This is a genomic window from Micromonospora sp. NPDC049274, from assembly GCF_040678875.1.
Classification (GTDB): Bacteria; Actinomycetota; Actinomycetes; order Mycobacteriales; family Micromonosporaceae; genus Micromonospora.
This window is the reverse complement of sequence record NZ_JBFAQS010000007.1, coordinates 311,567-328,921: the sequence shown is the minus strand read 5'-3', so window position 1 is coordinate 328,921 and position 17,355 is coordinate 311,567. Positions and strand designations below refer to the sequence as shown.

The window sequence follows — 17,355 nt, the reverse complement described above, 5'->3', positions numbered from 1 at the left end:
GGTGAGCGCGCTCGGATCACAGCCCGGCGGCACGGTGCGGCGTGGCGACAAGCGAGTCCAGGTGACGGCGCAGCACCTGGCGCAACAGATCCGGCGGAAAACGCCGCGGAAACAACACGGCCTGCAGTCCCAGCCCGTCGAGCAGGGCACGTAGGCGGACGCTCTCCACTTCCACGTCGAGGTCCGCGGGCAGGCCGCCGGTTGCCTGCGCACCTTGCAACGTGCGCTGAACCAACTCGTCCAGGGTGCTCTGCAGCGCCTCGGCGTGGATGAGCAACGACGGACGAGTCCGGGCCGCCGTGGCGAACGTGTGCCGCAGGAGCATCTCGTCGCGTCTGAGGTCGTCGAGCGGCAGAAATTCGGCGAGGAGTTCCTCGGTGCGACGGCGTCGATCCGCGCGGCTGCCGTCGGAGTCGCTGAGCAAGCGCTCGGCGTGCGCCCAGACCCGCTCGCCGACGCGACGGCCGAGCTCCCGCACGGCGAAGATCATCAGTTCTTCGTGGTCGGTGAAGTAGTGCCGAACCGATCCGACGGCCAGCCCCGCCTCGTCGGCCACCTGGCTCAACGTGGCCGCTTGCAGGCCGTCGCGCGCGACGACCGCGTGTACGGCGTCGGCCACCACACGACGGCGTTGCTCGGGATCGACGATCTTCGGCACGAGATCTTTATAGCACGACCATGCCATGATAATTTGGCACGACAATGCTAAATACGGGGAGGTGCGGTAGTGAACGGCTGGATCCTGGCGACGATCATCGTCCTCGCGCTGATCGTCGTCGTCGTGAAGCGGCTGGTTGGCGAGCCGCTGAACAGGCGCGACCTGTGGGCGCCACCAGTCATCCTCACCACCATCGGCCTCTACACCCTGCTCCGGGCCGACGGCCTGCGCACCGCCGATTACGCCTGGCTGGTGGGCGGCTGCGTACTGGGCCTCACCCTCGGGCATCTCCGCGGCTCGTTCGTCGTGGTCTACGAAAAGCGCGGCTTCCTCTGGCAGCGGTACCGCGGCCGCACCTTCGCGGCCATTGTCGGCACCCTTGTCGTGATGCTCGGCTACGGCCTGCTCGCCGACCAACTCGGCATGCGGGCGGCGGCCCGTCCGATCCACCTCACCCTCGGCATCAGCTTCATCGGTGAGGCGTTGGCCGTGACCCGCCGGGGCATCGCCCTACGGGTGCCGTTCGCACCCGAACGTCGATGACCACAGCACGGCGCCGCTGACTGTGGGCCGCTGGCGCGAGATCAACACCAACCTCGGCGCCTTCGCCGGGCCGCGACGCGACCCTCCGACACCACTGTGGTGGTCCTCAAGCCCTGTCCCGGATGGCAGTGCTGCCCACCGAGCTGGAATGCCCCGCGAACTGGCTTGACCTCAACCTCGGATGAGGTTCTAACCTCGTCGCGGAGGTACCGCATGAGCATGGAAGTTACCGCGTGGACGTCTCTGCGCCACGCGATGAACGCGCAGGAAGAACGACCACTGTCCCGTGTCACCCTGAGGCGTATCGCGGAGTTCGCGGGGCCGCACCGGGCCCTGATCGTCAGGTTCCTACTGTTGAGTGTGGTGACGGCGGTCCTCACGGTGGCGGCGCCCGTCCTCGCCGGACGGGTGGTGGAGGCCATCGTGGACGGCGCCGACAGCGGCGTCGTGATCCGGTTGGCGGTGCTGATCGCCGTTATCGCCCTGGCCGAAGCCGGCCTGGGTCTGGTGACGCGGTTCCATTCCGCCAGCATCGGTGAGGGGCTCATCGTCCAACTGCGGACGGCCGTCTTCGACCACGTCCAGCGCATGCCTGTGGCGTTCTTCACCAGGACGCGCACCGGTGCGCTGGTCAGCCGCCTGAACAACGACGTGATCGGCGCGCAGCGGGCCTTCAGCGACACCCTGTCCGGGGTGGTCGGCAACGCTGTCACCCTGGCGCTGACGCTTGCGGTGATGCTCAGCTTCTCGTGGCAGATCACGGTGCTGGCGCTCGTTCTGCTGCCCGTCTTCGTCCTCCCGGCGCGCCGGATGGGTTCGAAGCTCGCCCAGTTGCAGCGTGAGGCCGCCGAGCACAACGCCGCCATGAGCACACGGATGACCGAACGCTTCTCCGCGCCCGGCGCGACCCTGGTGAAACTGTACGGGCGGCCGGCCGAGGAGTCGGCCGAGTTCGCGGCGCGGGCGCGGCGGGTGCGGGACATCGGCATCCGTACCGCCATGCTCCAGTGGGTCTTCATCACCGCGCTGACAGTCGTCGGCTCGCTGGCGCTGGCCCTGGTCTATGGGCTGGGCGGTCTCTACGCCCTCCGGGGAAGCCTCGACGCCGGGACCGTGGTCGCCCTCGCGCTGCTGCTGTCGCGCCTCTACGCGCCGTTGACCTCGCTGGCCAGCGCGCGGGTGGAGGTGATGAGCGCGCTGGTGAGCTTCGAGAGGGTGTTCGAGATCCTCGACCTCACGCCGCTGATCCTCGACAAGCCCGACGCCCGCCCGCTTCCCGACGGGCCGGTCGCGGTGGAGTTCGACGGGGTACGGTTCGGCTACCCGTCGGCGGACAAGGTGTCGCTCGCCTCTTTAGAGGACGTGGTGAAGCTCGACGCCCGCGGTGGCGAGGAAGTGCTGCACGGGGTGTCGTTCCGCGCCGAGGCGGGGCAGATGGTTGCCCTCGTCGGCTCCTCCGGGGCGGGCAAGTCCACGATCGCGCAGCTCCTCCCCCGCCTGTACGACGTCGAGGACGGCGCGGTGAAACTCGCCGACGTCGACGTACGCGACCTGTCGGCCGAGTCGATCCGGACCGCGCTGGGCGTGGTCACCCAGGACGGGCATCTGTTCCACGAGAGCATCCGCGCCAACCTGGCGTTCGCCCAGCCGGACGCGACCGAGGACGAGATGTGGGAGGTGCTCCGGCGGGCCCGCCTCGGCGACCTGATCCGCACACTTCCCGATGGGCTCGACACCGTCGTCGGTGAACGCGGATACCGGCTGTCGGGCGGGGAACGGCAACGGCTCACCATCGCGCGACTGCTGCTGGCCCGTCCGCGTGTGGTCATCCTCGACGAGGCCACCGCGCATCTCGACTCCACCTCCGAAGCCGCGGTTCAGGAGGCTCTCGCCGAAGCCCTGACCGGCCGGACGAGCGTGGTCATCGCGCACCGACTCTCCACCATCCGGGCGGCAGACCAGATCCTCGTCGTCGAGGACGGGCGCATCGTCGAGCGTGGGCGACACGGCGATCTGCTCGCCGCCGGCGGCCGGTATCGGGAGTTGTACCGCACCCAGTTCGACCAGGACGAACCGACGGTCCAGGAGCAACGCGTCGCCGTCTGAGGCCGCGACCAGAGCCGCCGCCCGCCTCGGGGGATCCCCGTGACGGGCGGCGGCAACTGACGGTCAGTCGTCGTCCTTGTCATCGGCGTCGTCGTCGTCGTTGTCATCGGCGTCGTTCTTGTCATCGGCGTCGATCGGCTCCTGCTCGGCCTTGACCACCGAGCCGTTGTCCCGGTCGACGTCCACCTCGTGCTCGGTGTCGCCGGCGACGATCTCGACGCTCCACACCGGCCGGCCGTTCTCCTGCTCGGCCTCGACCTCGACGATCTGGCCGCCACCGGCCCTGGCGAGCGCGATCTCGCCGGCGCGCTTCTCGTCAACCGCGCCGCCCGACGGAGCGGTGCCGGCCGAGGGGGCGGTGCCGCCCGAGGGAGCGGTGCCGCCCGACGGAGTGCTGCTCGACGGAGTGCTGCTCGACGGCGTACCCGATGGGGTGCCGGCCGTCGACGTGCCGGTGGTGCCCGGCGCGGCGGTGGTGGCCCCGTCGTCCGGCGCGTCCGTGCCCGTCGGGGCGACGGTCGCCGCGGCGAGTGCCGTGTCGCCGGTCCGCGTGTCGTTCGCGGCCGCGACGCCCAGCGCGACCCCGGCCACCGCCAGCACCGCCGAGCCGCCGACCGTCGCCAGAAGCAGATTGGTGCGCTTCATCGTGTGTCCACCTCTCCTCGGTTGTCGACTCCGAGGATCGGCTGAACGGGGATAGCGCCGCGCTGTCCGAACGCTAAGGCCGGGTTAAGCCCCCGCCGAGCCCTGGAACTCCGCGTCAGCCGGACGTGCTCAGAGCGCCATCTTCATGAAGACGTCGGCGCGGGCGTACGGCGGCAGCGGGATCTGGTCCGGGCTGACGTGCTGGAAACCGGTGGTCTCGTAGAGGTGCACCGCGTTCGCGAGCCTGCTGTTGCTGCCCAGGAACAGGGTGGTCGCGCCGAGTTGGCGGGCGCGCTCGATCGCGGCCTCGATGAGCTGGCGGCCGAGGCCCCTGCCGCGCGCCGACGGGAGCACCGCCATCTTCGACAGCTCGAAGACCTCGTCCGAGCTGCGGACCAGGGCGACACACCCGATGATCTCCCCGCCGTCGCGGACGATCAGCACGTCGCCACCGGGGTCGACGATGGCGGCAAAGGGGTCGTTGAGCGTCTTGCGGTCCGACTCCTCGATGGTGAAGAAGTGCGAGATCCATTCCTCGTTCAGCGTCCGGAAGGCCTCGGCCTCCGCAGCGGTCGTCATGGACGTGATGGTCAGAGTGCTCGGCTTCATGGCTCGATTCTCCGGCCACCGCTATTCGAACGTCCAATATCTTGTTCGGGGTCATCCGTATCCTTGAAGTATGGAACCCGAGTTGCGCCACCTGCGCTACTTCGTCGCGGTCGCCGAGGAGCTCCATTTCGGCCGGGCCGCGGTGCGCCTGCGGATGGCCCAGCCGCCGCTGTCGCAGCAGATCCGCCAACTCGAGGCGATGATCGGCACGCCGCTGTTCGTGCGTACCTCCCGGTCGGTGGCGCTGACGCCCGCGGGCGCGGCGTATCTGGACCGGTGCCGGCGGGTGCTGGCCACAGTGGCCGACGACGTGCAGGAGGCGGGCCGGATCGGGCGCGGGGAGCAGGGGCGTTTCGACATCGGTTTCGTCAGCTCGGCGATCCCGCTCGGGCTGGCGGGGCCGATCCGTCGATTCCGCGAACGCCATCCGGCCGTCCACCTGCGCCTGCACGAGGCGTACACGGCGCACATCGTCGACCGGTTGTTGAACGGCGAGGTCGATCTCGGCGTGGTTCGGGACGCGGACGACCACGACGACCTGGTCGGCACCACGTTCGCCACCGAGTCCTTCGTCGCCGTCCTGCCGGCCGATCACCCGCACGCGCGAGACCTGGCGATCGACGCCGCCGTGCTGCGCGACGACCCGTTCGTCTTCTTCCCCCGGGTGGCCGGCGAGCGGGCCTACCAGCGCAATCTCCGGCCGTGTCTGGAAGCCGGCTACACACCGAACATCGTCCAGGAGGCCACCAGTTGGGCCACTGTGGCGCACCTGGTCGCGGCCGGCCTCGGGGTGACGATCGCGCCGGCGAGCATCTCCGCCGTGGCACCCGCCTCGGTGGGAGTGCTGCCGTTGACGGGCACCGAGGCCACCACCGAGGTGCAGATCCTGCGCCACCGACAGGACGACCGGATCACCTCGACGGGCTTCGAGGCCACGGATCAGGCTCCCTGAGCTGCCCGGTGCGCCACCAGCCGTACCGCAGGATCACCCGCGCCTGTTGAGTTCGGCCTCGAGCCGCTGGACGAGCGTCTTGCGGTCCTTGCCGGCGTGCTCGTTGCGCAGCGCGGTCCTGAGCTGGCGGGTGTCGAGGCCACGGACCAGCTTGGCCGCCTCGGCGACCGACATCTCCGACATGCGGCCGGCCGTGGTGGCGTCTCGACGCGCCTTCTTGGCCGGCCCGGTGTTGGCGACGTACTGCCTGCCGGATCGGGACGCTTCGCGCTTCTTGGTGTCGGTCGCGCGCTTCTGGCTCTCCGACATCTCGTCCCACGCCTTCTTGGGCAGGTAACGACTCGTCGTGTCGCCCTTGCGGGCGCGGGTGTCGCCCTCCTTCGTCTGCCACTTCTCGTTGCCCCAGTGCTGGAGCGACTTCTGCCGCTCGTCCTTTTCGCCCAGGAATCCCCCGCCGCGCCTCTTGTACTCCTGAGTGACCAGTTGTGATTTGCGCGCCGACCACTGCCCCGGCCGACCGCCCTTGTCGGACGCCTTGATCTCTTCCTTGATCTGTTCTCTGAGCTCGGGTTTCGTATACCGCGCCATGGATGGCAGCTACCCCGCACCGCAGCGGCTATGCCTCCCGCTCCGACCTCGGCGGAGCCTCCCGCCCCGACGTCGGCGGACCGAGGCGGAGCAGCACCTGCGCCCCGCCCCGCGGCCCGGTCCGCAGCTCCAGCCGACCGCCGCCGGCCTGCGCGGCGCGACGGGCGATGTCCAGGCCGAGCCCGGTCGACCCGACCGCGCTGGCACCCCTTCGGACCGCGCCCGCCGGCATGCCCGGCCCCTCGTCGGCGACGGTGAGCAGCACCTTCCCGTCGTCGCGCGCGAGCCGGACGGCGAACGGGGTGCCGTCGGGGGTGTGCGCGAAGACGTTGCCGAGCAGCGCGTCGACGGCGGCCGTCAGGTCGTCGGCGGGCACCCCGACGGAGAGCGGGCCGGGGGCCAGGTCGAGGCGGACCGCCCGACCGGTGTCCTCGGCCAGCACCGACCAGAACGCCACCCGGTCCGCGACGATCGCCGCGGCATCCGACGCGGCCGTGCCCGGCGCGGGCGCGCGACGCCAGCGGGCCTGCTGGATCAGACCGGTGACCGCCCGTTCCAGCCCGTCGGCGGCGGTGGTGATCCGCGCCGCGTCGTCCCGGTCGCGCAGCGACTCCGCCTCCAGGCGCAACGCCGTCAACGGGGTACGCAACCGGTGTGACAGGTCGGCGACCTGCTCGCGCTCCTGCACCAGCAGGACCTGGATCCGACCGGCCAGGTGGTTGAGGGCACCGGCCACCTCGCGCAGCTCCGCCGGGCCCGCGGGCGTGACCCGGGCGTCCAGCTCGGCGTTCGCGAGGCGGTGCGACACGGCGGAGAGGTCGCTGATCGGCCGGACCAGCGTGCGGGCCAGCCGGTCGGCGACCGCCAACCCGATCAGCACCAGCACCACACCCAGCAGCGCCAGCACCAGCCAGGCCCGGGTCACCCCGGCGGTCAGCTCCTGGCGTGGCACCACGATCCGGATCACGCCGGTGCCGTCCGCCCGGCCCTGCACGGCGATGACCACCTCCCGGCCGGCCGCCGACTCCCCGGTGAGGCTCTGCCCCCGCGCGGCAAGGGCCACCGCTGGCGTACGGGGCGCCTGGGCGCCGAGCACCGTGCCGTCGGGCAGGAAGACGCTCACCTGTCGACCGGACTCCGCGGCGAGCTGCTCGACGGTGAGCCGGATGGTCGGCGCGTCGGCGGTCCCGACCACCGGCACGAGGCTCTGCGCGTCCGCGGTGGCGCGCACGGTTGCCCGGTCCTGGGCGACGGTACGGACGAGCAACGCCAGCGGCACCAGGAAGGCGATGAGCGTGAGCACACTGACCGCCGCGACCAGCAGCGCGAGCCGGGCCCTCACGGCGCCTCCAGCCGTACCCCGACACCGCGCACCGTGTGCAGGTAGCGCGGCTGTTGGGCGCTCTCCCCCAGCTTGCGGCGCAGCCAGGACAGGTGCACGTCGACGGTCTTGTCGGCGCCGCCGTACGGGATCTGCCAGACCTCGGTGAGCAGCTCGCGCTTGGTGACCACCTGGCCGGGCCGCCCGGCCAGGTGGTGCAGCAGGTCGAACTCGCGTGGCGTCAGCTCCACAGGCGTGCCGTCCAGGGTGACCTGCCGCGACCGGCTGTCGACCCGCAGCCCGCCGACGACGAGGGCCACCTCCTGCGCATCGGCCCCGGCGGGGCCCCTCCGCAGCACCGCTCGGGCACGGGCGTCGAGCTGCGCGGCCGTGAACGGCTTGACCACGTAGTCGTCGGCACCCGCGTCGAGCACCCGGACGATCTCGGTCTCGTCGTCGCGGGCGGTGGCCACGATGACCGGCACCGAGCTGACCGCGCGCAGCATCCGCAGCAACTCGCGACCGTCCAGGTCGGGCAGGCCCAGGTCGAGCACGACGAGGTCGGGCCGGTCCTCCAGGGCGTCGCGCAACCCCGCCATCGCGGTCGAGGCCGCGGCCACCGCGTGGCCGCGTTCCCGCAGGGCACGGATCAGCGGGGTACGGATGGTCAGGTCGTCCTCGATGAGCAGCAGGCGGGCCACACCCGGCAGGCTAACGGCTCCCGCCGGCAGCGACGCGCACGTTAACCATGCCTTAGCGTCCGGATGTGCCAGCGACAACGACGGATCGGGGATAGTCGTGTCATGGGCCGTCGTTCGATTCTCGTCGCCGTCGGGTGGGTGGCCACGGTCGCCGTGGCGACCCTGATCGGGTTGGGCGCGATCCGTCTGGTGGGCGAGAGCCTCACCGGCACACCGGGCGGGGTGCGCAGCGAGGCCGAGATCGAAAGGGCGCTCGCCGCGCCGGAGCCGACGTCCGCCGCCCCGACAGGCACCGCGCCGGCCGGCACCGCGAGCGCCGCGCCCAGCCCCGATGCCGGCGTCCGCCGCAGTTTCGCCACCGACGGCGGCACGGCCGTGGCCGAGTGCGGTCCCGCCGGCGTACGCCTCGTCTCCTGGGCGCCCGCGCAGGGCTACCGGGTACGCGACGTGGACCGGGGCCCGGACGACGACGTCGAGGTCACGTTCGAGGGCTCGGCCGGCAGGCACGAGCTGAAGGTCCGTTGCATCGGCGCGGAGCCGGTCGCCGTCGCCGACGACTAGCGGCTCAGTGACGGACGTGGCCGACACGAGGTGCCCGTGCCGGCCACATCGGCGGCTGTGGTTCAGCTCGTGTACGCCTCGACCTCCCAGAGTGAGTGGCCGTACGCGGTCCCCCGGGCCGTGCCGTAGATCCGCAGGTAGCGACCGTTGGCGTTGAGGCCGCTGTGTTCGTCCACGCCACCGTCGGCGCCGGTCACCGTCTTCACGGTGGTCCAGGTGGTGCCGTCGGTGGAGGTCTGGATCTGGTACGCGCTGCTGTACGCCGCCTCCCAGGCGAGCTTGACCCGTCCGATCGCGGTCGGGCTGCCGAGGTCGACGCGGATCCACTGCGGATCGGAGAAGGTGCTCGACCAGCGGGTGGCTAGGTTGCCGTCGACGGCCTGGGCGCCGCTCACGTCGGCCCCCTCGGTGCTGGACGTCGACGTCGGCTTGTTCAGCAGCAGGTTGCCGCCGGTCGGGTTGCCGGTGGCGCCGTACACCTCGAACTCGTAGAGCGAGTAGCCCCACGCGGTGCCGCGGGCGGTGCCGAGGAGCCGGACGTAGCGGCCGGAGCCGGTGAGTCCGGTCAGGTCGTCCACGCCTCCGTCGCCGCCGGTGACCGTGCGGATGGTGGTGAAGGTGACCCCGTCCGTCGAGGTCTGGATCTGGTACCCGCTGCCGTACGCGGCTTCCCAGGTGAGCTTGACCCGGCTGAGCGCGTACGTCGCGCCCAGGTCCACGTCGATCCACTGTGGGTCGCCGAAGGCGCTGCCCCAGCGGGTGTCGGCCACGCCGTCGAACGCGTTGGCCGCGGTGTAGGCCCCCTCGAAGCTGGACGCGCGGGCGGGCTTGCCCCGGGCCAGGTTGCCGGTCGGCTCCGGGTCCGGGTCGGGGCCGGGACCGCCGGGGCTGGTGGAGAGTGTGAACTCGTCGATGTCGAACCACGGCCCGGCGCCCTTGAAGACCAGGAACAGGGTGCGGGTGCCGGTCAGGGCGGTGACCCCGCCGGTGACCGTGGCGAAGGTGGCGTACCCGCCGGTCGGGACCACGGTGGCCGAGCCGACAAGCGGCCCGGTGGGCGAGTCGACGCGCAGTTCCAGCGTCCCGCCGCCGCCGGCCGGAGCGCCGACCCGGGCGCTGAACGACTGGACGCCTGTCAGGTTGTACGGGCGGAACGAGATCCAGTCGTTGTTGTCGATGTAGCCGACCGCCGCGCCGCCGTGCCCGGCGGCCCCGGCGACGATCTGGACACCCGAGGAGTCGCCGAAGTGCTCGGCCTGGCGTACCCGTGGTTGCAGCACGGCCTGGGTGTGCGTGGTCAGCGCCGGCTGGCCGCCCCCGCCCAGGTCCGTGTACTCGGCGTCGATGATGCCGAAGATGTTGGCCGCCGTGTCGTGCTCGCCGTCGGCCGAGGTCTGGATGACCCCGGTGCAGCCCTGCGCGCTGCCGAGCTGGTGGCCGTGCGAATCGTGGCCGAGGACGTAGTTCACCTTCACCCGGGCGCAGTTGATGGTGCCGTCCTGGGCGTCGGTGACGGTGACGCTGAACGGCACCGCGTCCCCGAAGGTGAAGGTCTGCCCGTTCAACGGGGTGTTCACGGTGACGACCGGGGCGCTGTTGCCGACGGTGACGACCACGCTCGCGGTGGCGCTCTTGCCTGTGGTGTCCCGGACCGTCAGGGTCGGACTGCGGGTCCCGTTTGTGGTGTACGTAAAGCTCGGGTTCGGCGCGGTCGAGTCGGTGGTGCCGTTGTTGTCGAAGTCCCAGGCGTAGGTGAACGGATCGCCGTCCGGGTCGAGGGTGCCGGCCGAGGAGAAGGCGACGGTCAGCGGCGCCGTGCCGCTGGTCGGAGTGGCGGACACCTTCGCGACTGGTGCTCTGCCCTCGCGGGCGTACTCGATGCGGTAGAGCGCCGAGTTGGCGTCGCCGTTGAACCACCCGGTGCCGTAGTCGAGCACGTAGAGCGCGCCGTCCGGGCCGAACTCCATGTCCATCACCTGCGTACCGGTCCACGGGAACGGGTTGATCTTCAACGGTTGGCCGGACGCGTCGAGCTTGACGTTCTTGATCCAGCGGCGGCCGAACTCACCGGCGAAGAAGGTGCCGTCGTAGTACTGCGGGAACGCCACGGTCGAGGTGTTGTTCGGGTCGTACCGGTAGACCGGCCCGGCCATCGGTGACAACCCACCGCCGGTGAACTCCGGTGGCGAGCCGGAACCGCCGTACGGCAGCCAGGCCGGCACCGCCGGCGGCAGCTGGGTGATGCCTGTGTTGTTGGGCGAGTTGTTGACCGGCCCGCCCGCGCAGTCGAACTTCGCCCCGGACGGCCCGGACGGGAACGTGTAGTCGTTGTAGGCGTCGTTGCGGGCGGTGCAGTACGGCCAGCCGTAGAAACCCGGGCGGTCGACGCGGGCGAACTCCACGTTGCCCGCCGGCCCCCGGTTCGGGTCGGCGGTGCCCGCGTCGGGGCCGTAGTCACCGAGGTAGACGACGCCGGTGGCCTTGTCCACGCTCATCCGGAACGGGTTGCGGAATCCCATCGCGTAGATCTCGGGACGCGTCCGCGCGGTGCCGGGCGCGAACATGTTGCCGGCCGGGATGGTGTAACCGCCCGCCGCGCTCGGCTTGATCCGCAGCACCTTGCCGCGCAGGTCGTTGCTGTTCGCCGCGGTGCGCTGGGCGTCGAAGGCCGGGTTGCGGCCGGCCCGCTCGTCGATCGGCGTGAACCCGGCCGAGTCGAACGGATTGGTGTCGTCGCCGGTGGACAGGTACAGGTTGCCTGCGGCGTCGAAGTCCATGTCGCCGCCGACGTGGCAGCACATGCCCCGGCTGGTGGGCACGTTGAGGATCAACGTCTCGCTGGCCAGGTTGATGGTGTTGTCCGCGTTCACCGTGAAGCGGGACAGCCGGTTGACGCCGTCCCAGACGGCGAAGTCGGCTGGGGTGCCCTCCGCAGGCGCACCGCCGCCGGGTGTGCTCAGCGGCGGCGCGTAGTACGCGTACACCCAGCGGTTGGTGGCGAAGTTGGGGTCGGCCTTGATGCCCTGCAACCCCTCCTCGTCGCCGCTGTAGACGGCCAGGGTGGCGGCGACCTTGGTGTTGCCGGCCGCGTCGGTGTGCCGGATCACGCCGTTGCGCGATGTGTGCAGCACGCCCCGGTCGGGCAGGACGGTGAGGCTCATCGGCTCGCCCGTCTCGGCCGCGCCCTTGGCCAGCTCCACCTGCTGGAAGTTGGAGGTGACCGTCGGGCCGCAGTCGGCGTCGACCGCCCCGGCGGCGGTCTGGATGCCGCCGAGCAGGTGCTGACGGAAGGCCGTGTCGGTGTACGAGGCGTCGGTGTGGCCGAGGCCGGTGTACCAGGCCCGCCCTCCGGAGTAGTTCTGGCACCAGGAGATCGGATGGTCGTACCCCATGCTGCCGCCGGTGTAGGTGCTCTCGCCGAGGGTGGCCAGCACGTGCACGGCGCCCCGGGGGTTGGTGCGGTAGTTGTACAGCTCGTCGAACCGGCTCCACCGCTGCGGCAGCCCCCGCGTGGACGGGTGCGCCTGGTCGGCGACGGTGACGGTGGCGGTCTGCTCGGCCGGGTGCGAGGCGAAGTACGCGCCGACGAGCCCGCCGTACCACTGCCAGTCGTACTCGGTGTCGGACGCCGCGTGCACGCCCACGTAACCGCCGCCGCCGGTGATGTAGCGCTCGAACGCGGCCTGCTGCGTGGCGTTGAGCACGTCGCCAGTGGTGGACAGCCAGATCACCGCCGCGAACCGGTCCAGGTTGGCGTCGGTGAACTGGGCCGCGTCCTCGGTGGCCTCGACGGTGAACCCGTTGGCGGCGCCGAGCTGCTGGATCGCCGTGATGCCGGGGGTGATGGATCCGTGCCGGAAACCGGCGGTCTTGCTGAACACCAGCACGGTGAAGGGCGCTGCGCTGGCGGCGGGTGGCGTGGCGACGACGCCGCCCAGCACGAGGATCGCGCTCAGCGCGGCGCCGAACCACGCTCTCAGGGATCTGCGCACGGGTAGGTCCTTTCGCGGGTGCGGGACGACGTGCGCCGATCACGTCGGGTGGTGGTGTGCCTGCATCGTTGCGGCTCGATCCCCGGCCCGTCAAGACGTCTCGCACCATCCGAGAGAGCGTTATCTCAGCAGCTCAGGCCGACTCCGGTCGGCAAGATCAAATTACGGTTTCCACGCTTGCTCGCGGGGCGGGCCGCCGCAGCGCAGGCACCGCCGGCGCGAGCGCCACCAGCATGCACAAACCGCCGAGCGGCAGCAGGTCGAGCGTGACGGCAGGCAGGACGATGCCGACCAGCAGCAGGGCGACGCTCCACCACGGCAGCCGCCGCCGGGCGGCGAGCATGCCCGCCAGGACGAGCAGACCGACAAAGAACAGCTGCGGTACGACGTCGTAGACGACCACGTCGACGCCGGGAACGTCCTTGAAGTCCGCGCCGAGCGCCGACATCTCGGCCCGGTCGGCGGCCAGCAGCCCTTCGACGATGTCCGCCCCGAACTGCGCCATCGTGGCGGCGAGCCCGACAAGCGTGACGGCCACCAGGCCGGTACGCCACGGGCTGGGGCGCAGCAGGCCGGCCAGCGCCAGCACCGCCGGCACGAAGCACACCATCCCTGCCAGGGCGACCAGGTGCGCGGCCTGCCAGTCGAACCCCGGGCCGTACGTCCCGTCGGACTTCCCCCACAGGCGTACGAGCCCGTAACCCACGATGCAGGCCGGCCCGGCGATGACGAAGAATGCGGCGCGTCTCATGCCCAACATCATCTGGTGGCCCGCACGCGCCCGACTCCGGGCGAAGCCCCGGTGACAGCCCCGGTCTTCGTCTCAGGTTTTCCACCGAGCAACCCTGAACCCGGCCGACGAGACGCGTTACGGCCAGGCCGTGGTGGTCATGTCGCGCCGATCAGGAGGTGCCGGCTGGGTGAGTAGTCGATCTTCCAGTCGGTGTAGACGCCAAGGGTGCCATCCTGCGTGCAGCGGAGCGCGACGCTGACCCACCGGACCTCTCCGTCGGCGCGCAGGGCGAACCCGACGGCGACCTGGAAGGCTTCGCCGCCGCACGGGCAGGCGCAGTCCTCGGGGTCGGCGTCCTGCCAGTGGTCGGAGCTGTCCGCGATCAGGACGTCGTCGTCGCAGGTCAAGCAGCGCGCCTGTGCACAACCGTTCTCGTCGTCGACGAGGACCGCGAAGGTCCCGCCCCCGCACTGTTCGCAGGTCATTTCCTTGAGCTGAGCCACCGGGTAGCCGCCAGGCTGGTATTCGCGGAGGTAGTCGGCGAGGTCGGTGAAGTCGTCGCCCCGCCAGAACGTGCCGGTGGTGTCGATGGCCATCGGTGCAGCCTAGGTTGAACGTCACGTGCGCGCTCAACGAGCAGGCGAGCGTCTACGTCGCCCCGGGCGGCGAAGCGCTGGTTCATCGTGTGCCCTGGCCGCCCCCGGACGGACCGGCCCCAACAGCAGGGGAACCTCGCAGGTGGCTCGCCAGCGTGTCTGCCCCACCGACGAGGCTGAGCACCACGGCGGCGATGACCAGGACCGCCAGTCCCGGCAGCAGGGCGCCGACCGGGACCGCCGCCGCCAGCACCAGCACCCCGGCCAGCCGGCGGAAGGGGCGCCGCCCGAAGACCTCGTGCTCCGCCCAGCTCTGCGCGAGGAGGAACAGCGCCGGACCGCCCAGCACGATGACGGCCGTCGGCAACGTGCCCTCGCCGGTGGGGTGGGCGATGACCAGTTCGAATCCGACCGCGGTGATCAGCACGCTGGCGACCGTCACGAGGTGGACGTAGGTCGCCCTCTCACCGAGTCGCGCCGGAGTCTGCGAATCGCGGATCGCCGTGGGGAGCCGGTGTCCGGAGCGGTGGAAGTAGATCCGCCAGAACAGCACGGTGACAGCGAACGCGACGACGAAGCCGGCGACCTCCGCGGGGGTCATCGGGGCCGCGCTGGAGGCCAGGCCGATCACCAGGATCGCCTCGCCGAGCGCGATCAGGAAAACCTGCTGGTAGCGCTCCACCAGGTGGACCCCGTTGATCACCCACTGGTTCACTCGGGAGGCGCCGAGCCGGGGTATCGGCCAGCCGGTGGCGAACCCGACGTACTCGATGACCAGGGCACCGGCCCAGACCGCGGGCCGGGCGTGCTCGCTCACGGCGACCCCGACGAGCCAGGGCACCGCGGCGACTGCCGTCCAGATCGTGATGCGGGTGGTCACCAGCCGCCGCGGGTGGCCGCGCAGCGCCAACGTGAGCGCGAGCGGCCGACCGAGCTGGATGACGACGTAGGTGCCGGCGAACAGCACGGCTCGACTGCCGAACGCGTGGGGCATCGCGATGGCCAGCACCAGCGCGCCGAACATGACCACGATCACCAGCGCCTGGACGAACGCCAGCGCCGGGTCGTAGAGGCTGGTGACCCAGGCCGCCAACATCCAGATCAACCAGAGCAGCAGGAAGAAGAACAGCGCCTCGGCGGCCCCCGCCAGCACGTCGCGATCGGGCTCGCGGGCGTTCAGCTCGGTGATCAGCCGTTGCGCCACACGGGTGAGGGCGAAGACGAAGGCCAGGTCGAAGAAGAGTTCGAGGAACGCCGCCCGGGGTGCGGCCACCGGATCCCGCAGAAGCCGTGCCGTCCACGAGTCCGACATCCGGTACACCCCTCGGCATCAACGATCTTTCGGGCGGGGGGTTGCGCGTGATCCGCCCGGTACGGGGTTCCTATAGTCGGACGGTGGGCACGGAGCAGGTACGGCAGGCGTACGCCTCGGTCGCGGATCTCTACATCGAACTGTTCGGCACGCGGGAGAAGGTGGACGCCGACGACCTCGCCCTCATCGCCCGGCGCCTGGGGGGCCGACCCGGTCCGGTGCTCGACCTGGGCTGCGGCCCGGGTCACCTCACCGACTACCTTCGTTCGCTGGGCGTCGACGCCACGGGCATCGACGTGGTCCCCGAGTTCATCGCCCACGCGCGGACGACCCACCCCGGCGGCAACTACCGCCTCGGGTCGCTGGACGACCTCGACGTTGCCGACCACTCCGTCGCCGGGATCCTGGCCTGGTACTCGCTGATCCACCTACCACCGCAGCGCCTCGACGGCGTGCTCACCACGTTCCGACGTGCCCTGGCCCCATCCGGGAGGTTGGTGCTGGGCCTCTTCGCCGGCGACGAGGTGGACGCCTTTCCCCACAAGGTCACCACCGCCTACCGGTGGCCCGTCGACGAGATCTCCGAGCGACTGACGCGCGCCGGCTTCACCGAGGTCGAGCGCCTGGAGCGCCCCGACGGTGGCGCCCATCGGCCGCATTTCGCCATCGCGGCGGTCACCATCGACGGGTGAGCGCGCGGCGCCGTTCCGGGCCCGGCCCTGCGCTGGGTGGTGGACGCGACGAGGCGACCGGATCGCCGGTCGGCTAGCGGCCTACCTGGATGGCGGGTTGGCGACGTACACACCCTTGCCCTGCCGGCCGTCGATCAAGCCCTCCGCCTTGAGCAGGGGCATCGAGGCACGGATCACCGTGTCGCTGACCTCGTAGTGTTCGCACAGGACAGCGAAGGACGGCAGCTTGTCGCCCGGCTTCAACTGGCCGAAGCTGATCTGCTTGCTCACCCTGGCCGTGGCTCAGGCCCTGCTCGGCGTGCGGTCCGAAGCCCGTTGGCTGCGGTTCGTCCCAGGGCATCTGCCCGGGGCGTTCCCGTACCTGCCCGGTCAGTCCGGCCACAACAAGCGGTTGCGTGCCGCTGCTCAAGTGAGCGATCCGTGTGGTCGCGGCGGACATCGACCCGTAGACCGCCGCCACCTGGGTCATCGGCTCGATGCCGGTCGAGTGCGGCCGGTCCCGACCGACCGTGAAACGTTCGGACCTGGCCGGGTGGGCCGGCTACGGCTACTGCGCCTCGCGCTCGCGGTTCTTCTGGGGACTGCGGCTGCATCTGATCTGCACCCCTGCTGGCTTGCCGATCACCTGGGCCCTCGCGACACCGAAGGTCAACGAACGTCAGGTCTTGATGGCTGTCCTCGAACACGATCCTGACGTCATCACCGAGCGTCCAGCCTGCTGATGGTCGCGGACAAGGGATACGTGTCCGCGGAACTCGACCAGTGGCTGGCAGAGCGTGGGGCGCGGTTGCCACACTGTCGTACCGCAACCGTGCCCCACGCCCGGGCGAGCACTTGCTGAAACCGATCCGGCAGAGTCGGTCAACGACACGCTGAAGGGCCAACTGGACCTCGAACTACACGCCAGACGCAGCATTGAAGGCGTCGCGGCGCAAGTAGCACAACGACTCCTCGCGATGACCGCCGCACCTCCAACACCGAATCGCACCCGAAAGATTCCGAAGGCGGCTGCCATATGAGGACCGCTTAAGTTGAGTTACGCGATCGCCAGCCGTGTCGGATCCGTGGTCCCGGGGTTGGCGGCGATTACAACGTCAGGTGACCAGGCCACGTCATTCATGATCCCGTTGTTGCGGAAAGCGGATAAACTTCCGTCGCTGTTGATTCGGACGAGTTCTGCCATACCGTCGTTGTTCAGGTCGGCGAATCGCGTGCGGAGCGGGTCCGTCGTGCCGGGACTGGCTGCGATTACTGACGGAGATGACCACGCGTTGCCATCCAGGATCCCGTTGTTTCGGAATGCGGAGAGCGTCCCGTCCGTGTTGATCCGCACGAATTCCGCCATA

18 protein-coding genes are annotated in these 17,355 nt (G+C 70.6%); 6 read left to right on the top strand and 12 right to left on the bottom strand.

The features are described 5' to 3' along the window. Positions 1-16 precede the first annotated feature (16 nt). The gene (locus AB0K10_RS16445; protein WP_363684161.1) at positions 17-658 is read right to left on the bottom strand and encodes a TetR/AcrR family transcriptional regulator; all 642 of its coding nucleotides are present in this window, start codon (positions 656-658) and stop codon (positions 17-19) included. 69 nt (positions 659-727) lie between these two features. On the opposite strand from AB0K10_RS16445, the gene AB0K10_RS16440 reads away from it, so the two are divergent. Both AB0K10_RS16440 and AB0K10_RS16435 read left to right on the top strand, forming a co-directional pair. Further along, positions 728-1,201: a DUF1453 domain-containing protein gene (locus tag AB0K10_RS16440; protein WP_363684159.1), complete on the top strand. Its 474-nt coding sequence runs from the start codon at positions 728-730 to the stop codon at positions 1,199-1,201. A 213-nt stretch (positions 1,202-1,414) separates the two neighbouring features. Then, a complete protein-coding gene (locus tag AB0K10_RS16435; RefSeq protein WP_363684157.1) occupies positions 1,415-3,307 on the top strand; it encodes an ABC transporter ATP-binding protein in 1,893 nt (630 codons plus the stop codon). A 63-nt stretch (positions 3,308-3,370) separates the two neighbouring features. On the opposite strand, the gene AB0K10_RS16430 is transcribed toward AB0K10_RS16435, so the two are convergent. Together AB0K10_RS16430 and AB0K10_RS16425 are read right to left on the bottom strand one after the other, a co-directional pair. Continuing rightward, positions 3,371-3,952: a PepSY domain-containing protein gene (locus AB0K10_RS16430; protein WP_363684155.1), complete on the bottom strand. Its 582-nt coding sequence runs from the start codon at positions 3,950-3,952 to the stop codon at positions 3,371-3,373. Positions 3,953-4,081: 129 nt separating this feature from the next. Further along, positions 4,082-4,531 carry a GNAT family N-acetyltransferase gene (locus AB0K10_RS16425; protein WP_363684153.1) on the bottom strand — a complete coding sequence of 150 codons (450 nt, stop codon included), beginning with the start codon at positions 4,529-4,531 and terminating at the stop codon, positions 4,082-4,084. A gap of 100 nt (positions 4,532-4,631) precedes the next feature. On the opposite strand from AB0K10_RS16425, the gene AB0K10_RS16420 reads away from it, so the two are divergent. Next, entirely contained in the window at positions 4,632-5,513 is an 882-nt protein-coding gene (locus AB0K10_RS16420; RefSeq protein WP_363684151.1) for a LysR substrate-binding domain-containing protein, read from the top strand. Positions 5,514-5,546: 33 nt separating this feature from the next. On the opposite strand, the gene AB0K10_RS16415 is transcribed toward AB0K10_RS16420, so the two are convergent. From AB0K10_RS16415 to AB0K10_RS16405, 3 genes are read right to left on the bottom strand one after another with little or no spacing between them, the layout of a single operon-like run. Continuing rightward, entirely contained in the window at positions 5,547-6,101 is a 555-nt protein-coding gene (locus AB0K10_RS16415) for a DUF5872 domain-containing protein (RefSeq protein ID WP_363684149.1), read from the bottom strand. A 28-nt stretch (positions 6,102-6,129) separates the two neighbouring features. Then, entirely contained in the window at positions 6,130-7,443 is a 1,314-nt protein-coding gene (locus tag AB0K10_RS16410; RefSeq protein ID WP_363684147.1) for a HAMP domain-containing sensor histidine kinase, read from the bottom strand. Beyond that, a complete protein-coding gene (locus tag AB0K10_RS16405) occupies positions 7,440-8,123 on the bottom strand; it encodes a response regulator transcription factor (RefSeq protein WP_363684145.1) in 684 nt (227 codons plus the stop codon). Before AB0K10_RS16405 ends, AB0K10_RS16410 begins: the two co-directional genes overlap by 4 nt. 102 nt (positions 8,124-8,225) lie before the next feature. On the opposite strand from AB0K10_RS16405, the gene AB0K10_RS16400 reads away from it, so the two are divergent. Then, complete coding sequence (locus AB0K10_RS16400; protein WP_363684143.1) at positions 8,226-8,684, top strand: septum formation initiator; 459 nt, start codon at positions 8,226-8,228, stop codon at positions 8,682-8,684. Between the two features lie 62 nt (positions 8,685-8,746). Here the strand turns inward: AB0K10_RS16400 and AB0K10_RS16395 are convergent, their stop codons facing one another. The 4 genes from AB0K10_RS16395 to AB0K10_RS16380 all read right to left on the bottom strand — a co-directional run bounded on the left by AB0K10_RS16395 (position 8,747) and on the right by AB0K10_RS16380 (position 15,317). Then, positions 8,747-12,676, bottom strand: coding sequence for a ThuA domain-containing protein (locus tag AB0K10_RS16395; RefSeq protein WP_363684141.1), 3,930 nt, complete (start codon positions 12,674-12,676; stop codon positions 8,747-8,749). Between the two features lie 157 nt (positions 12,677-12,833). Continuing rightward, positions 12,834-13,427, bottom strand: a complete 594-nt coding sequence (locus tag AB0K10_RS16390) for a hypothetical protein (protein WP_363684139.1) — start codon at positions 13,425-13,427, stop codon at positions 12,834-12,836. 137 nt (positions 13,428-13,564) lie between these two features. Continuing rightward, on the bottom strand, positions 13,565-14,005 hold the full coding sequence (locus AB0K10_RS16385; protein ID WP_363684137.1) for a hypothetical protein: 441 nt from the start codon (positions 14,003-14,005) through the stop codon (positions 13,565-13,567). Positions 14,006-14,087: 82 nt separating this feature from the next. Continuing rightward, the gene (locus AB0K10_RS16380) at positions 14,088-15,317 is read right to left on the bottom strand and encodes a low temperature requirement protein A (protein ID WP_363684135.1); all 1,230 of its coding nucleotides are present in this window, start codon (positions 15,315-15,317) and stop codon (positions 14,088-14,090) included. 83 nt (positions 15,318-15,400) lie between these two features. Between AB0K10_RS16380 and AB0K10_RS16375 the strand changes: the two genes are divergently transcribed. Beyond that, positions 15,401-16,009 (top strand): class I SAM-dependent methyltransferase, encoded by a 609-nt coding sequence (locus tag AB0K10_RS16375; RefSeq protein WP_363684133.1) that lies wholly within the window; start codon positions 15,401-15,403, stop codon positions 16,007-16,009. Positions 16,010-16,090: 81 nt separating this feature from the next. Here the strand turns inward: AB0K10_RS16375 and AB0K10_RS16370 are convergent, their stop codons facing one another. Continuing rightward, positions 16,091-16,279, bottom strand: coding sequence for a winged helix-turn-helix domain-containing protein (locus tag AB0K10_RS16370; protein WP_363684131.1), 189 nt, complete (start codon positions 16,277-16,279; stop codon positions 16,091-16,093). A 239-nt stretch (positions 16,280-16,518) separates the two neighbouring features. On the opposite strand from AB0K10_RS16370, the gene AB0K10_RS16365 reads away from it, so the two are divergent. Further along, positions 16,519-16,731 (top strand): hypothetical protein, encoded by a 213-nt coding sequence (locus AB0K10_RS16365; protein ID WP_363684129.1) that lies wholly within the window; start codon positions 16,519-16,521, stop codon positions 16,729-16,731. 314 nt (positions 16,732-17,045) lie between these two features. On the opposite strand, the gene AB0K10_RS16360 is transcribed toward AB0K10_RS16365, so the two are convergent. Next, on the bottom strand, positions 17,046-17,355 hold a 310-nt coding region (locus tag AB0K10_RS16360; protein WP_363684127.1), incomplete at its 5' end, for an FG-GAP-like repeat-containing protein.

What these genes read in the sequence shown, in the direction of transcription:
- AB0K10_RS16435 (WP_363684157.1), top strand. Translation starts at nt 1,415, where the DNA reads ATGAGCATGGAAGTTACCGCGTGGACGTCTCTGCGCCACGCGATGAAC.
- AB0K10_RS16430 (WP_363684155.1), bottom strand. Translation starts at nt 3,952, where the DNA reads ATGAAGCGCACCAATCTGCTTCTGGCGACGGTCGGCGGCTCGGCGGTG.
- AB0K10_RS16425 (WP_363684153.1), bottom strand. Translation starts at nt 4,531, where the DNA reads ATGACGACCGCTGCGGAGGCCGAGGCCTTCCGGACGCTGAACGAGGAA.
- AB0K10_RS16420 (WP_363684151.1), top strand. Translation starts at nt 4,632, where the DNA reads ATGGAACCCGAGTTGCGCCACCTGCGCTACTTCGTCGCGGTCGCCGAG.
- AB0K10_RS16415 (WP_363684149.1), bottom strand. Translation starts at nt 6,101, where the DNA reads ATGGCGCGGTATACGAAACCCGAGCTCAGAGAACAGATCAAGGAAGAG.
- AB0K10_RS16400 (WP_363684143.1), top strand. Translation starts at nt 8,226, where the DNA reads ATGGGCCGTCGTTCGATTCTCGTCGCCGTCGGGTGGGTGGCCACGGTC.
- AB0K10_RS16390 (WP_363684139.1), bottom strand. Translation starts at nt 13,427, where the DNA reads ATGAGACGCGCCGCATTCTTCGTCATCGCCGGGCCGGCCTGCATCGTG.
- AB0K10_RS16385 (WP_363684137.1), bottom strand. Translation starts at nt 14,005, where the DNA reads ATGGCCATCGACACCACCGGCACGTTCTGGCGGGGCGACGACTTCACC.
- AB0K10_RS16380 (WP_363684135.1), bottom strand. Translation starts at nt 15,317, where the DNA reads ATGTCGGACTCGTGGACGGCACGGCTTCTGCGGGATCCGGTGGCCGCA.